Annotated in this window: 10 protein-coding genes and 2 tRNA genes; 4 read left to right on the top strand and 8 right to left on the bottom strand. The window is 62.2% G+C overall.

The window, feature by feature from the left end; all coding sequences use genetic code 11:
* Nucleotides 1-159: 159 nt before the first annotated feature.
* From mukB to cmoM, 4 genes are all read right to left on the bottom strand, one after another.
* A complete protein-coding gene (gene mukB, locus AB5Y81_RS01590) occupies nucleotides 160-4587 on the bottom strand; it encodes a chromosome partition protein MukB (protein WP_279484395.1) in 4428 nt (1475 codons plus the stop codon).
* Nucleotides 4588-4589: 2 nt separating this feature from the next.
* Nucleotides 4590-5309 carry a chromosome partition protein MukE gene (gene mukE, locus AB5Y81_RS01585; protein WP_005300522.1) on the bottom strand — a complete coding sequence of 240 codons (720 nt, stop codon included), beginning with the start codon at nucleotides 5307-5309 and terminating at the stop codon, nucleotides 4590-4592.
* Nucleotides 5290-6609 carry a chromosome partition protein MukF gene (mukF, locus tag AB5Y81_RS01580; protein WP_005300519.1) on the bottom strand — a complete coding sequence of 440 codons (1320 nt, stop codon included), beginning with the start codon at nucleotides 6607-6609 and terminating at the stop codon, nucleotides 5290-5292. Before mukF ends, mukE begins: the two co-directional genes overlap by 20 nt.
* A gap of 76 nt (nucleotides 6610-6685) precedes the next feature.
* A complete protein-coding gene (gene cmoM / locus AB5Y81_RS01575) occupies nucleotides 6686-7462 on the bottom strand; it encodes a tRNA uridine 5-oxyacetic acid(34) methyltransferase CmoM (protein WP_010634083.1) in 777 nt (258 codons plus the stop codon).
* A 101-nt stretch (nucleotides 7463-7563) separates the two neighbouring features.
* Between cmoM and elyC the strand changes: the two genes are divergently transcribed.
* From elyC to AB5Y81_RS01555, 4 genes are all read left to right on the top strand, one after another.
* Nucleotides 7564-8334 carry an envelope biogenesis factor ElyC gene (elyC, locus tag AB5Y81_RS01570; RefSeq protein WP_123246080.1) on the top strand — a complete coding sequence of 257 codons (771 nt, stop codon included), beginning with the start codon at nucleotides 7564-7566 and terminating at the stop codon, nucleotides 8332-8334.
* Nucleotides 8335-8469: 135 nt separating this feature from the next.
* Complete coding sequence (gene tpiA / locus AB5Y81_RS01565) at nucleotides 8470-9225, top strand: triose-phosphate isomerase (protein WP_005300511.1); 756 nt, start codon at nucleotides 8470-8472, stop codon at nucleotides 9223-9225.
* A 147-nt stretch (nucleotides 9226-9372) separates the two neighbouring features.
* A complete protein-coding gene (pfkA, locus tag AB5Y81_RS01560) occupies nucleotides 9373-10344 on the top strand; it encodes a 6-phosphofructokinase (protein WP_005300508.1) in 972 nt (323 codons plus the stop codon).
* Nucleotides 10345-11513: 1169 nt separating this feature from the next.
* On the top strand, nucleotides 11514-12770 hold the full coding sequence (locus AB5Y81_RS01555) for a M20 family metallo-hydrolase (RefSeq protein WP_279484396.1): 1257 nt from the start codon (nucleotides 11514-11516) through the stop codon (nucleotides 12768-12770).
* 74 nt (nucleotides 12771-12844) lie between these two features.
* On the opposite strand, the gene yjjG is transcribed toward AB5Y81_RS01555, so the two are convergent.
* The 4 genes from yjjG to AB5Y81_RS01535 form a co-directional block, all read right to left on the bottom strand.
* On the bottom strand, nucleotides 12845-13525 hold the full coding sequence (gene yjjG, locus AB5Y81_RS01550) for a pyrimidine 5'-nucleotidase (RefSeq protein WP_017764584.1): 681 nt from the start codon (nucleotides 13523-13525) through the stop codon (nucleotides 12845-12847).
* 8 nt (nucleotides 13526-13533) lie between these two features.
* Entirely contained in the window at nucleotides 13534-15030 is a 1497-nt protein-coding gene (locus tag AB5Y81_RS01545; RefSeq protein WP_279484397.1) for a leucyl aminopeptidase family protein, read from the bottom strand.
* Nucleotides 15031-15203: 173 nt separating this feature from the next.
* A tRNA-Met gene (locus AB5Y81_RS01540) sits at nucleotides 15204-15280 on the bottom strand.
* 94 nt (nucleotides 15281-15374) lie between these two features.
* Nucleotides 15375-15451: transfer RNA gene (locus tag AB5Y81_RS01535), tRNA-Met, on the bottom strand.
* Nucleotides 15452-15460: the final 9 nt, after the last annotated feature.

The raw sequence follows: 15460 nt of genomic DNA, 5'->3' as shown, positions 1-15460 counted from the left end.
TGCTCCCCTGCGGGGTTGTCGATGCCAATGAAGCGGTAGCGGGCGTGAGCGAACCGGCGTGGTGCCGGCCTGCCATGGCCGCGCCGCTACTTTGCCACAGTTTCCAAACAAAACGGGAGGCCAAGCCTCCCGTTTTCATACCTCATCCGTCAGCCTCTGTCAGGCAATGAGCTTGTCGTCGGCGAAGCCAAAGCCACGCAACCCCACCACATGCACGTGTTCGTGCTTGCCCTGCACCTTGCGGATGAGCTTGTAGGTGGTGCCCTTCTCGGGGCTGATGTTCTCGGGCGCGGCGATAAGCAGTTGCATGTCCTGCCGCTCGCACAGCTCGAACAGGGTGGCGATGGATTTGCCATCCAGACGCGCCGCTTCGTCGAGGAACAACAGGCGGCAGGGGGCGATGTCCTTGCCGCGCAGACGGCGGGACTCCTCCTCCCAGCTGATCAGCACCATCAAAAGGATGGCCTGACCGGTACCGATCGCCTCGCCGGTGGAGAGCGCGCCGCTCTCGGCCCGCAGCCAGCCATCGGCGCCGCGCTGCACCTCGATCTCCAGCTCCAGGTAGTTGCGATAATCGAGCAGCACGTCGCCCATCACCTGATAGCTGCGATCCCCCTGCTCCACCTGCGGGTTGAGGCGCTGGAACAGCTTGGCCATCGCCTCGGAGAAGCTGAGCTCCTTGTCGGCGAACAGATCGTTGTGCATGGCGGTTTGGTCAGCCAGCGCCGTCAGCAGACGGGTGTGAGCCTCGCGAATATTGACGTTGAGGCGCACCCCGCGCACCAGACCGAAGGCAATGTTCTGCAAGCCCTGGTTGAGCACCCGGATACGGTTCTGCTCGCGGCGGATGATGTTGGTGATCTTGGCCGCTACCTCGTGAGAGGAGAGCGACAGATGGGTTTCCCGCTGCTTGAGCTCGTCGGCCAGACGGGCCAGCTCGATCTCCATCTCCTCGATGGCCTCCACCGGATCATCGGAGCGGATGATGTCGTTGCGGATGCGATCTTTGAGGTAACGGTAGACCTGCACGTAGAAGGCCACCTTCTGCTCGGTGCTGCGGTTGCCCTCCGACAGTCGCAGCGCATCGCGCAGGGCCTCGTCGTGGGCCACAGCCACCCGCAGGGCGCCGAGGGCCTTGTCCGACATGGAGCGCAGCTCGTCGCTGTCAAGGTACGCCAGCTCGCGCTTGTTGAGGCGCTTCTCGACGTCGGTCTCCCGCGCCAGCCGCACCACCCGCGACCAGCTCGCCTTGTGACCCACCAGGGATTTACGGGCACCGTAGTAATCCTTACCTTCCAGCTTGAGACGACCGCCGAGAGATTCGATCTCGCGCTTGGTTACCTGCAACTGGGCCTCGGCGCTGGTGCGACGGGAACGGGTGCGGATCAGCAGCTCTTCGATCTCTTTCTTGTGGGCGCGCGCCTTCTCTTCCATGTCGTCAGAGAGGGTCAGCCCCATGGCCGCCAGCTCCTGCTCGAACTCGGTCAGGGTCTGGCGCTTGGCCTCGACGCTGGAGTTGAGCGCGGTGCGCAGCTGCAACGCCTCGGTGTGGCGCTGGGCAATCTGCTTGTGCTGCTCACCGGCGGTGCGGGCGGCAAGCTCGGCCGCCTTGAGCTTCTCTTTGAGTCGTTCGCTCATTTCGGAGGCCTTGCCCAGCAGGTCTTGCGCATCCTGATAGGCAAAGTGCGGCAGGCGGGCCACCAGCTGATCAAGGGCATAGCAACGGCGCTTCTGCTCGGCCAGCAATTCGTTGGCTTCGTCAAACGCCGCCTGTAGGGCAGAGAGATCCTGCGGATCCTGACGCAGCACCTGCACCATGGTTTCCAGCTTCTCGAGCGACTTGCCGTGCTTGGCGATAAAGGCTTCGGCCTGTTTCAACGCTTCCACGTCGGCGTGAGCCGCCTCGAGGCGGGCAGCCAGCTCTGTCTCGGCAAACAGGTGGGCAAAGGGCAGCATCCCCTGCACCAGCTGGATATGGCGGGTCAGCTGGGCGGCGGCCGCTTTGGCCTCTGTCAGCTGCTTGTTGCACTCGGCGATGGTCTCTTGCAGCTTGCGCTGCTCGGCCTGTTTGGCCTGCACTTCCGCTTCCGGGTCGGGGCGGAAGGCGATATCCAGATGCTGGCCGATAAAGTCGCGGAAGTGACCGTAGAGGCGGTGGTACTTCTGCTGCTCGAAGGCGGCCTTGGCATAACCCTCGATAAGCTCTTCGCGCTCAAGGTCGAGCTGCTCGATCCGCTTTTCCCGGGCGGCTCGGCCAAACAGCGGCAACTCGGGGTAGCGGGAGAAGCGCACCTGACGCTTGCTGGTGCGCACCAGCACGGCGTCACCCAGCTCGTCGGCCTCCACCAGGTCCTCGTCAAAGGAGTCGGGGTTGCCCTGGATGAGGTAGATATCTTCCGGGCAATCTTCCAGCTTTTTCAGCCGCTCGATGGCGCCCTCAAGGTCAAGCACCACCAGAGCGCTGCGGGCCGGGCCGTAGAGCGCGGAGTAGTAAGGAGCATCGTCGATGGAGATGTCGTCATAGACATCGGAGAGCAGCACGCCCCCCACCTGCTCGGCAATGCGAGCCAAGCGCGGATCCGCCTCACCGGCCCCCAGCTGCAGGTTGCGAATTTGCAGCTCCAGCGCCTGTTTCTGCGCCGCGATGCGGTTGCTCTCCTGCTCGAACTCGCGCTCCTTGTCGAGCACGCTCTGCATGCCGGAAGAAAGTTCTTCGGCGGTGGTGAGCGGCAGCCCACTTTGCTCGCGCAGCTGCTCGAGTTTTTCAAAGGATTTGAGCCAGCGCGGGGCCAGCTTGGTCAGCTCCGCGATATCGCGGCCGAGCTGGGCGCCCTGATGCTCGAGGCTGGCACGGCGCTGATTGACCTCGGCCTGTTGCTCGGCCAGCTCCTCCTGACGGGTGCGCTGGGCCTCAAGAAACAACTCCAGCTCGTCTTGGCTCGCGATCAGCTGGCCGGAGGCCTGCTGCAGCTCGTCACGCAAGCGCAGCAGCGCCTGCTGGCTTTCGCTCTCTTTCTCGAGGCGAGCCAGCGCGGCGCGCAGCCCCTGCCCCTGTGCAATGCGGGCCTTGTCTTCGATGTGACGCTTGAGCAGCGCCTGGGCGGTGGGCCAGGCGGCCTCGCGCGCAGTCTCGGGGGCAATGTTCAAAAGCAGCGCCAGCGCCGCTTCGTACTCGGCCACCGCCGCCTTGGCCAGCGCCAGCTGCTGCTCGGCCCCCAGCACCCGGCTGGTGAGGCTCTGCTCGGCGACGCGGAACTGGTGCAGGGTGTCGCTCGCCTGTTCGGCGGTCAGCCCCGGCAGCTCGCACTGCTCGCGGGCGTTTTCCAGCGCCTGCACCGCCTGACGGTACTGGATGGCGCGAGTCTGCTGGATATCCAGCGCCTGTTGATAGTCGGCCAGCTGGGTCTTGAGGCTGTCTACTTCTGCCTGGGCCAGCTCCTTGCGCTCTTCCACCTCCAGCAACTGGCCGTGGATCTCTTCCAGCACCGCCTGCTGCTGTTCGAGTTTGTCAGAGAGATCCGCCAGATCGGCGCGATACATCTCTATCTTCTTTTGCAGTGCCACGGCGGCCAGCACCTTGGCCAGGTGCTCGGCGGCGGACTCCAGCTCGTCGGTCAGCAGCTTCTCGCGGTTGGTGAGCTGCTCCACCTCGTCGGCCAGATAGATAGCGCGCTGCTTCTCTTCGGCCAGCAGGCGGCGTTTACCTGCCAACTCTTGGCGGGCCTTGAGGGCCAGTTCGGAGAGGCGGTTCTTCTCGGCGGCATTGCGCACATAATCCGCCGCCACATAGTGGGTGGTCTCGGTAATGAGGTTCTTGAACAGATCCCGCTGGCCCTGGGTCTCTTTAATAGCCTCAAGGGTGCGGCGGTTCTCGTAGATGGCCGCTTCCATGTCCTGGAACGCCTTGCGCACGCCGGAGTTCTCCGGCAGCAGGTATTCGCGCAAGGAGCGGCTGATGGAAGACGAAATACCGCCGTAGAGGGAGGCCTCGATCAGACGGTAGAACTTGCCGCGATCTTTTTGATCACGCAGCTTCTTCGGGGTGATGCCGAACTCAAACATGAAGTTGTGATAGTCGGTCACCGTATTGAACTTGGCGACCTTGATGGCGCCGAGCTCCGCCGCCGCCCCTTTCAGATCGGCAAACGCACGCACCCGGCCCTTGCCGTCGTCGAGCTTCTCCAGCAGCAGATCGGTGGGCGCCAGATTGTCCGGCACATCCACCAGTGCAAACGGGGTGATGTTGACCTTGTTGTCACGGTTGGCCACCTGCTCCAGGTGCACGCCGACCCAGATCCGCTGCTCGCGGCTGTTCATCACCTCGAGCACAGAGTAGCAGTGGCCGCGCTGCAGCTTGCCGTAGAGCCCCTTGTCACGGGAGGCGCTGCTGGAACCCGCCTCCGTGGTGTTGCGGAAGTGAAGCAGGGACTGGTCGGGGATGAGGGCCGCGATAAAGGCCGCCATGGTGGTGGACTTGCCCGCACCGTTGCCGCCGGAGAGGGTGGTGACCAGCTGGTCGAGATCGAAGGTCCGGGCGAAGAAGCCGTTCCAGTTGACCATGGTCAGGGATTTGAACTTGCCTCGCACCTTTATACCTCCAGATCCAGTTGTTCTTCATCGAGGTCCGCCTCGATATCGTCAAACAGCGAGTCGCTGCTCGGCATTTCGTCGTCGTGGAAGATGGCCTCCCCCTCCTGGATCATCCGCAGCTGCACGGCGCGCGGATCCTCATCGGAGCGCACGTCCGCGGCGAAGCGGAACACTGACTCGTTGACCCGGAATTTGTCGCTGTTGCCAAGGGCGGTGATCATGCCAAGGCGACGCAGGCGGCGCATGGAGGTACGGATCTTCTCCAGCAGTTTCTTCTTGTCGAGATCGGTGCCACCGGAGCGGCTGTTGACCATCCGCAGCAGCTGCTTCTCGTCGGCCAGGCTCAGCACCTCCTCCTGCAGCTCGCCCATGGCGAACACTCCTTCCGAGGCGAGCCGATCCGGGCTCAGGTAGAGGTAGCAGAGTACCTTGCCCACCAGCATGTCGAGCTCGGAGAGGACTGTGGTGCCAATGTCGGCGCTCGGGCGCGGGCGCAGGTAGAAGAAGCCTTCCGGCGCCTTGATGAGTTCCACCTGATAGCGGCCGTAGAAGATCTCCAGCTCCTGGTGGTATTCCACCAGCGCCGAGTGCTGCTCGAACTCGTCGGCACTGATGTGGCGGCCGGAGCGCAAGGCAGTGTCGATGCGCGGAAACAAGGGGTTGGCAATCGCCTCTGCGAGCCGCAGCGGCAAGGGAAATTCAGTATTGATCAATGACATAGGCCTGAACCTTGGATCCAGCTTGGTTAATGGGTTTCCATGCGGGCTGACGATGCAGCTGGTGCTCGCCGCTGGCATGGCCCAGGCGCACGGCCTGGTCGATCAGAAGACGCGCCACATCGAAGTGGGCATGGGCCGGGTAGTCCAGCAGGTATTCGCGCAGCACATCGGCCAAGTCCAGCTGCTGGCCCTGCTCGGGGTAGCGGGCCAGATAGCGCTCGATCCGCTCGGCCAGCTCCTGGTTGATGTCCACCATCTCCATGTACTCCATCTCGAGGGGCACCTCGCCGGTCACCTCCTCGTCGTGGATGGCGATGGTCTCGTCGCGCAGCTCCAGCAGGCGGGGCTCTTCGGCCACCCGCAGCTGCCAGTTGTGCTGATCGAAATTGCGGATGGATTCCCGCAGCCGCTGGCTGAAGGCGCGGTTCTTGTCCATGTCGATGGCGTTGCGGATGAACTTGTGGACGTGCCTGTCGTAGCGGGCCCACAGCTCGATACACTGCTGGCCCCAGCTGGTGATGACGTCAAGGCGCCCCTGCAGGGCGTGAGTCAGCTCCTCGACGTGGAACAGATCCTCGCGCCCCTGCGCCGCTTCCTGAATGTTGAGCAGGCCCGCCTGCAGACGGTGGCCGGCGGCGTCCAGGGTATCCTGCAGCTCGCGCAGGGTCTGGCCGGTCTCGTGCAGCAGTTTTTCGCAGCTGTGGATGGCATCGACCCAGTTCTGGGTCAGCAGGGCCGCAATCTCGCTTTTGACCTGATTCTGCTGCTCATCCATGGCGCGCTGGGTAAGATCGATGCGCCCCAGCGTCTCTTCCAGGGAGAAGGTGAGCCGTGGCAGCACCTCGGCATCCCACTGCTCGCGGGTATTGGTCTCGAGCGCCGCCTTGCGGGCGGTGTCGAGCTCGGCCGCCAGGTGCTCGAGCAGGATGGAGAGCTTGATGGAGTCGACCTGGCGCTGATCCATGAAGAAGTCGACGATGCTCATGCCAAGACGCGACAGGCGATAGAGGCTCTCCCCCGCCACCATGTCGGTGTTGAAACGCGACAGCAGCTGTTGGCGAATGAGATCGTTGATGGCGTTGTTGGCGCGACCGGTGAGGGTCTCGTCCATCTGGCCGAAGGCGTTGCTGACGTAGCCGAAGGCATCGTGCAGGGCCGCTTCCGACAAGTCCGACTCATCTTCGGACAGGGTCTTGATTGCAATCAGAAAGGCCAGCCGGTCGGTGGGCAGGCTCAACGCCAGCCCCTCCTGCCTGACCCATCCCACCATCTCTGGCAGGGTACGGGATGTACTCATCATGACGTTGTCATCTCGTTGTTGTATTGGGCGCAAAGCCTTGCGCGCGGCTACATCCGGTAGCATCGAAAAAAGGGGCTCAGCCGGCGGGTTTCTGCGCCATCACGTGGATATAGCGCCCCAGGGAGATAAACGGCTCCTGCCGGCAATATTGCTGCTCCATGGCCAGCAGATCGTCGAACTTCTCCAGCTGATCCTGCTTGTGGCGCATGTAATCGTGGATCACCCGCACCCCGGTCTTGCCGATTATCTTGAGCCCGCCCCGGCCAATCCAGTCATACACCTGCTCCGGCAGCTGGGGATTGGTGGGGGTCAGCGCCGTCTGCCGCTTCTTGCGAAGACCCAGGCGCACATAATCGAAATTGCCCACCACCAGGCTCTGGAACAGCAGGCCGTGGCGGTTGTAGAAAAGCAGCGACAGTATGCCCCCGGCATTGACGAAAGGGAACAGACCGAGCAAGGTCTGGCGCGGCTCGGCGAGCCACTCCAGCACCGCGTGACAGAGCACCAGATCGAAGGTGCCGGTCACGTGTGCTTTAAGATCCTGAATGGGACAATGGATGAGACGAATTCTGTCTTCCAGCCCCTTCTCGGCGATCTGGCTGCGGGCCAGCGCCAGCATCTCGGCGGAGAGATCGCACAGCTCCACCTGATGGCCCATGGCCGCCAGCTTCTGGGCAAAGTAGCCAAACCCGCCGCCCGCATCCAGGATGCGCAGGGGCCGGTTGCCAAGGCGGGCCAGGCAGGCTTCGATGTCGCTCCAGACCACTGTGGTGCGGATGCGCCCTTTGGTGGAGTCATAAATGTTGCGGGCGAACTTGTCGGCCCGCCCGTCGAAACTCTGATCGTGCTTCAAGGAGAAACTCAACTTTTGCGCCACAGGGTTGTGGCCATCCCAAAAAAGAGAGGTATTCTGTCACATCCCGAATTTGCTGAAAACTCAAGGAACTCTCTGCCGTGTTTGTGCTTAAAAAGTGGCTGGGTCAGCTGCTGATGCCGCTCCCCTTCTCCGTCACCCTGCTGTTGCTGGCGCTGCTGCTGCTCTGGTTCACCCGTTTTCAGAAAACCGGCAAGCTGCTGGCGACCCTGGCCCTGCTCATCGTCGCCCTGATGGGGATGCGGCCGGTGAGCTACCAGCTGGCCCGCCCGCTGGAGCAGACCTTCCCCCCCTTCGAGGTGAGCCAGCATCCGGACATCCAGGCCATCGTGGTGCTCGGCAACGGCCATGTGAGCGACCCGGCCGTCCCTGAGCGCAGCTGGCAGAACAACATCGCCCTGGCCCGCACTCTGGAGGGGGTACGGCTGGCCCAGGCTTATCCGCAGGCGGAGCTCATCTTCTCGGGCTATGTGTCGGGGGATCCTCTCTCGAACGCCGAGGTCAACGCCCGCATGGCGGCAAGCCTCGGCATCCCGCGCTCGCGGATGACGTTGTTTGAAAACAACAAAGACACCCACGACGAGGCGGTCAGCATCAGCCAGCATCTCAAGGGCAAGCGGGTGGCGCTGGTGAGCTCGGCCACCCACCTGCCGCGGGCCATGGCGCTCTATCAGGGTCAGGGACTCAATGCCGTGCCGGCCCCCACCGACTACACCGCCAAGCAGAGCCAGGTGGTGCAACCCCTCTACAGCTACCTGCCCAAGGGGCGCTATCTGATGTATTCCGAGGCTGCCATTCACGAATGGATTGGGGTATGGTGGGCCCGTCTGCGGGGTCAGGTCACCGATTGAGCGATCGAGCCTTTCATTCCTGATTTGGATCAGGAAAGCGAAAAAAAATTACGTCATTTGCCGCCGGGTCAGCTATCTTGGGCTCGGTTCAATTCATATAATGTCGCGCAATCAAATGCCTAGGAGATATAGAAGATGAGACAGCACCTGGTAATGGGTAACTGGAAACTGAACGGCACCAAGGCTTCCGTCGAAGCACTGATCAAAGGACTGACCCCGGCGGCTGCCGCTCATCCTTCTGTACAAGTCGCCGTCTGCCCGCCGGTTATCTTTTTGGGTCTGGTTGAGCAGCTGACCGCCGGCAGCAAGATTGCCTACGGTGCCCAGAACGCCGACGTTCACGAGTCTGGCGCCTTCACCGGCGAGAACGCTCCGTCCATGCTCAAAGCCTTCGGTTGCACCTACTCCCTGGTCGGCCACAGCGAGCGTCGTACCCTGCACGCAGAGACCGACGAGGTGGTTGCTGCCAAGTACGAAGCCATCCAGAAAGGCGGCCTGATCCCCGTGCTGTGCATCGGTGAGACTCTGGCCCAGTTCGAAGCCGGCACCACCAACTCCGTGGTCGAAACCCAGCTCAAAGCCGTGATCGACCGTTGCGGTATCGCCTCCTTCGAGAACGCCGTCGTGGCTTACGAACCGGTATGGGCCATCGGCACCGGCAAGACCGCTACCCCGGAAATCGCACAGGCCGTGCACGCTCACATCCGCCAGTACCTGGCCGGGTTTGATGCCGCCGTGGCTGCCAAGGTACAGATCCTGTACGGCGGCTCCGTGACCGGTGCTACCGCTGCCGACCTGTTCGGTCAGCCGGACATCGACGGCGGCCTGGTAGGCGGTGCGTCCCTGAAAGTGGACGACTTCTCCCAGATCATCGCTGGCGCGGCCAAGTAATCGGCTGCCTTGGAGGGGGCGCTTGCCCCCTCCTGCGTATCGCTTTTCCTATGGCAGCCAGCGCATCCCATATGAAAGCCGATATAGTAAAAGTGGCTTGTCTCATTTAACCCTTTCGTATTCGACAACTCAGATCCAGAGGCACTCATGACCAAACAAATCAAACGTATTGGTGTTTTGACCAGTGGTGGCGACGCACCGGGTATGAACGCAGCCATTCGCGCCGTGGTGCGCGCCGGCCTGCATCATGGCCTGGAAGTCTACGGCATCTATGATGGCTACCTCGGTCTGCACCAGGACCGTATCGTCAAGCTGGAGCGCCACAGTGTCTCCGACGTGGTCAACCGTGGCGGTACCTTCCTCGGCTCCGCCCGTTTCCCGGCCTTCAAAGATCCGAAAGTGCGCGCTGAAGCGATCGAGAACCTGAAAAAGCACGGTATCGACGCCCTGGTGGTGATCGGCGGTGACGGCTCCTACATGGGTGCCAAGAAGCTGACCGAAGAGGGTTTCCCCTGCATCGGCCTGCCGGGCACCATCGACAACGACATCGCCGGTACCGACTTCACCATCGGCTTTGACACCGCCCTCAACGTGGTGGTGGATGCCATCGACCGTCTGCGCGACACCTGCAGCTCCCACCACCGCATCTCCGTGGTCGAGATCATGGGCCGCCACTGCGGCGACCTGGCCATGTCTGCCGCCGTCGCCGGCGGTGCCGAGTACGTGATCGTGCCGGAAGTGGCCTTCGACAAAGAGAAGCTGCTGCAACAGATCAAGGAAGGGGAAGCCAAAGGCAAGCGCCACGCCATCATCACCATCTGTGAGCATGTCACCGACGTGAACGCCCTGGCCAAGGACATCGAGGCCATGACAGGTCGCGAAACCCGCGCCACCATCCTGGGCCACATCCAGCGCGGTGGCTCCCCGACCGCCCGCGATCGCATCATGTCCAGCCGCATGGGCGCCTTCGCCGTCGAACAGCTGCTGGCCGGTCAGGGTGGCCGCTGCGTCGGTATTCAGGGCAACGAGATGGTGCACCACGACATCATCGACTGCATCGAGAACCTGAAGCGTCCGTTCAACCAGGAGCTCTACGATCTCTCCACCACCCTGTTCTAAGCCCCGCTTGTTCAGGTTGTTGTAAAAACCCTCCGCTGGAGGGTTTTTTATTGGCGTGGGCCACCTGCCGGCACGCCCGCTCCCATTCCACCCTCTGGCATGTCTGCCGTTATCCCCGCCCATGGCTCCCTGCCGTCCCCTCGCCTCTTCGGGCAGCCCGGTCAGGGCGATGCAGCCAGCAAACCTCCCCACCTGCCATTGACTCACAGCGAAACCAGGGCTATCGCGCTGTGCAGTCAGCTCACCCTCCTTGTCATCAAGTGGTCATGTACCTGCCATCAGCAGCCCCCATCGAGCCGCCAACATGCCGTGAAAAGAGTCGAACAGGGTCGGCGCAATGGTTGCGCGACTGTCATCAACCGCAGGATTTCTGCAAATTTGCGAGCGTGCCGCCGCCAGAAGGTGGCGTCACTACAGGGAAAAATTCCCGGAGCACGACAAGAAATGCTGGGGGTAGGGAAAATGGGGCTGACAGCAGTCCAAACCATGCCAAACTCACTCCATCGCCAGCAAAACTGTCTGCTTTTGCAGACAAAATTTTAAAAAACCAAAAAAGACTCATATAAGACCCATCAAAAAACACAACAAGAACGGATTCATCATATTGATTTTATTGAATAAAAACACCATTAAATCCTGGTGGATGCCCAATACCCATCTTGAAGCTGATAAAACAGCCTTAGATTTATGAAAATGACGCTTTCGAGCGCTACGCGACAACTATGGCCACATAAATACACTTTACTATTGTTTTACTGCGCAATTGTGGTATCTTGGTTCCATCACCAGTCAGCCAAGGGAGACGATAATATGAAAGAGTTTGTGGTTACTGCCGTTTTCACCGTGTTTTTCACTCTGGTTGCCGTCTCTCTGCCGTCGCTGTCACAGCTTTGAGCCGGTTGGTTGCCCACTTCGTGATCCGCATGGGCAACGACAGGCACCAGCGTGCTGGTTAATTCACCGCATTCAGTCATTTTTGGTCGTTTCATCGAAAATGAGTGCAGACAAGGTGGTTAGCACCAGTCGGTGTATATAAACAGAGCTGTCGTGCCACGGCAGCGTAAACAGGGGGAGCCAGTGGCTCCCCCTGTTGCATTTGTGTCTGCGGGATTTACTCTTGCCCCCCTGCCCGTCACAATATCCGCTGGATTCGCCATGCAGGAATTACCATGACACAGGATGCGCTAAGCCATTGGCGTCGTGATCTTCATCGTCTGCCCGAAGCGGCCTGGTGTGAATTTCGTACCAGCTCCCTCATCGCTCACCACCTCAATGAACTCGGTTTCTCCATCATGCTGGGTGACAAGCTGCTGGCCAGCAACCTCATCATGGGACGCAACATAGACGTGCAAGCCCAGAAGGAGCGAGCCCTGCGCCAGGGTGCTCATCCGGACTGGCTGGGCCGGTTCGAAGAGATAACGGGGGTGATGGGACTGTGGGACAGCGGCCGACCGGGCCCGACCCTGGCCTTTCGCTTCGACATCGACGCGGTGGAGGTCGAGGAGAGCCAGGATGAGCTGCATCCCCCCAGCCAAGAAGGTTGGCACTCGCGCAACCCCGGCTGGATGCACGCCTGCGCCCATGATGGCCATACCGCCATCGGGCTGGTGCTGGCCGAGCGGATCGCCGCCCTCGCCGATCGACTGAACGGCCGTATCAAACTGTTCTTCCAGCCCGCCGAAGAGGGGTGTCGCGGCGGCAAGGCGCTGGCCGCCGGGGGCCAGCTCGACGACGTGGATGCCCTGCTGGCGCTGCACATCGGCATTCACGCCAACAGCGGCGAGCTGGTGGTCAATCCCACCGAGTTTCTCTGCTCCACCAAGTTCGACGTGGAGTTCATGGGGCGCGCCGCACATGCGGGGCTCGAGCCCAACGCCGGCAGCAATGCGCTGGCGGCGGCCTGCATGGCCACTACCGCCATGCTCGGCATCGCCCGCCACCGCGACGGCATGACCCGCATCAACGTGGGCCAGCTCCATGCGGGCAGTGGCCGCAACGTGATCCCGGGCCATGCCCTGCTGCAGGGAGAGACCCGGGGCGCCACACCGGCCCTCAACGACTACATGTTCAGCCAGGTGCAGCAGATGGTGGAAGGGGCGGCCATGATGCAGGGCGCCACCTACCTCATTCGCAAACAGGGCGAGGCCATCGGCATCGACAACAGCCCGGCCCTGCTCGAGGAGATCATCCCGCTCGCCCAGGCGCTCAAGCTGGAGACCATCCACACCCGTCGCTTCGGTGCCAGCGAGGATGCCGGCTTTCTTATCGAGCGGGTGCAACGTAACGGTGGCCAAGCGGCCTACCTGATCCTGGGGGCCAATCTGGCGGCGCCCCATCATCACCCGGAGTTCGACTTCGACGAAGCCGTGCTGGCGCCCGGCGTGGCCCTGCTGGAGTCCTGGTTGCTGGCCCGCCTCGGCCACTAGCAAGAGCCGGAGACAAACAAGGCAGCCCGTGGGCTGCCTTGTTTTTTTTCACTTCCCCTGCGCAGCAGAAGTTCCTATTCGCCCAGCACGATGGCCGAGAGGTGGGCGAAGTGGTGGATCTCGTGGGTCGCCTCGCTCGGACCATCCTGACGGGCCGGGTTGTACCAGCAGGTCGCCAGCCCCTGGGCCGCGGCGCCGGCAATATCGGTCTTGGGGTTGTCCCCCACCATCAGCACCCGCGCCGGACTCGGCTGACCCATCAGTGCCAGCGCGTGCTGGAAGATGGCCGGCGCCGGCTTGGTCACCTGCACCTCGTCCGAGATCACCAGCGGTTCGAACCAGGCCTGCCAGCCCAGCTTGTCGAGGCGCCCGCGCTGGGGCAGGCTGAAACCGTTGGTGATGATCCCCATCTTCACCTTGCTCTTCAGCGCCTGCAGAGTCTCCTCCACCCCCTCCAGCGGCACGCTCAAGGCGATGATCTGCTGCAGGAAGGTGTCGTTCATCGCCATCGGCGCCACGTCCACCTGCTCGGCAAAGAGGGAGAAACGAGTCTGTTGCAGGTGGACGGCATCGATCTCGCCGGAGTTGTACTGCTGCCAGAGCCGGTGGTTGAGGGCGTGGTACTCCGCCATCTTGGGCGGAGTCGGCGTCACGCCGTAAATGTGCAGTGTCTGCTCCAGCGCCTGAGCGACCGGGAAATCGACCAGGGTTTCATCCAGATCGAACAACACCCAGTCATAACTTGGTTCTTTCACGGGATCCCTTACTGTTCTGGTTGATCAAGTTCATTGCGCCGCCCCAGCGGGCCGGCCAGCAGTTCCAGCGTCAATCTGACCCCGAAACCAGTCACCTCGCTGCTGACCACGCCATTGCCGCCCTTGTTGCGAAAACCACTCAAGTCGAGGTGCAGCCAGGGGGTCTGGGCAGGCACGAAACGGCTGAGGAAACGGGCCGCATCGATGTGATCTGGCGAGGCGCCGGGCGCACACTGTAACAGATCGGCCCACTCGCTATCGAGGTTGTCGTCGTAATCCTCATCCAGCGGAAAGGGCCAGACTCGCTCACCGCTGCGCTGACCCAGGCTGATCAGCTCGCTCAGCCACTGGGGCCGGTTGGTGAAGGCGCCACTGTAACGACTGCCGAGCGCCCGCTTGCAGGCCCCGGTCAGGGTGGCGTAGTCGATCAGCAGATCCGGATTGTCCTGTACCGCCATGCTGAGGGTGTCGGCCAGCACCATGCGTCCCTCGGCATCGGTATCCACCACCTCGATGGTGGTGCCATTGAGGGCGGTCACCACCTCCCCCGGCCGGTAGGCGAGCGGGCCTATGTGGTTCTCGGCGATGGCGAGCCAGCAGTGCACCTCGTAGGGCAGCCTGGCCCGGCTGATGGCGTGAAGCGTGCCCAGCGCCACCGCGCTGCCCCCCATGTCCAGATGCATGCCGTACATGCTGCCGGAAACCTTGAGGTTGTAGCCGCCCGAGTCGTGACAGATCCCCTTGCCCACCAGGGCCACTCGCCGCACCGCATTGGGTGGGCAGTAGCTCAGCTTGACCATGGCGGCCTGGTTGTCTTCCGAGCCGCGTGCCACCGCGATGAAGGCACCGGCCCCCTGCTCGGCCAGCTGGGCCTGATCGTACTCATGCCACTGCCACCCCTCGCTCTGGGCCAGCTGGCGTACCCATTCGCGGTAGCTGCGGGCGGTCAGATCGGAAGCGGGCGACACCGCCAGATGGCGGGCGATGCCGTTGCCCTCGGCCTCGGCATAGATCCGCGCCAGATCCAGCATGCAATTGGGAGAGACCGCGATCTGCTGATAGCGCCAGGGATCTTCGCTGCGATGCTTGTGGCTTGGCAGCGGCACGTTGGCCGCCAGCAGGGTGGCCAGCGCCAGTTCGGCCAGGAGAGTGGTATCGGCCTCGTCAAACCCCTCCAGATGCAGCCCCAGTCGCTCAATCTTGAGCCCGGCCAGCGGCGCAACCCAGCTTCTCACCTGCTTGTAGAGGGCATGGTCGCGAGAGGGACGGGCCGGCAGGAAGACCAGCAGTTGCAGGGTATTGTGCAGCACCAGGCTGTAGGGGGCTTTCTGCCCCAGTGCGATCTGGGCGCTGACGGCGGCAAGCTCGGGCAGGGCCAGCAAGCTCTCGCGCCGCTCTTCGGCGCAGATCAGCAGGTTGGCGGCCAGGCCATTGGTGAGGACGGCAGCAAGGCTGGCGTCGTGAATGTCGATCTGCGGCGGCAGATAGGTAAATGGTTGCATCATCGGGCAAGGCCCTCGTCCATGAAGAGATACCAGAGATGATACCCAACAAAGCGGGGTCACAGCCAGATTGCACTTGAAAATCAATATCAAGCGTGAAGGCGACACGAAGCAGAAAGACCGCGAAGACGGCTGGATAACAAGCTAGAGGATCAAGGTAATTAAAGAAGGGAAGTTGGTTGCGGGGGCCGGATTTGAACCGACGACCTTCGGGTTATGAGCCCGACGAGCTACCGAGCTGCTCCACCCCGCGTCCGAATTGTATTGCCACCACAAGAGGCAGAGCAGATGCCCCTTGCTGTCTTCGTCTCCACCGCGCGGCATTGCCTGCCATGGATACAAATAGTTGGTTGCGGGGGCCGGATTTGAACCGACGACCTTCGGGTTATGAGCCCGACGAGCTACCGAGCTGCTCCACCCCGCGTCCGAATTG

The organism is Aeromonas sp. s2 (assembly GCF_040907935.1).
Taxonomy (GTDB): domain Bacteria; phylum Pseudomonadota; class Gammaproteobacteria; order Enterobacterales; family Aeromonadaceae; genus Aeromonas; species Aeromonas dhakensis.
Note: the sequence above shows the minus strand (reverse complement) of the source record. Positions and strands in the feature narration are given on the sequence as shown.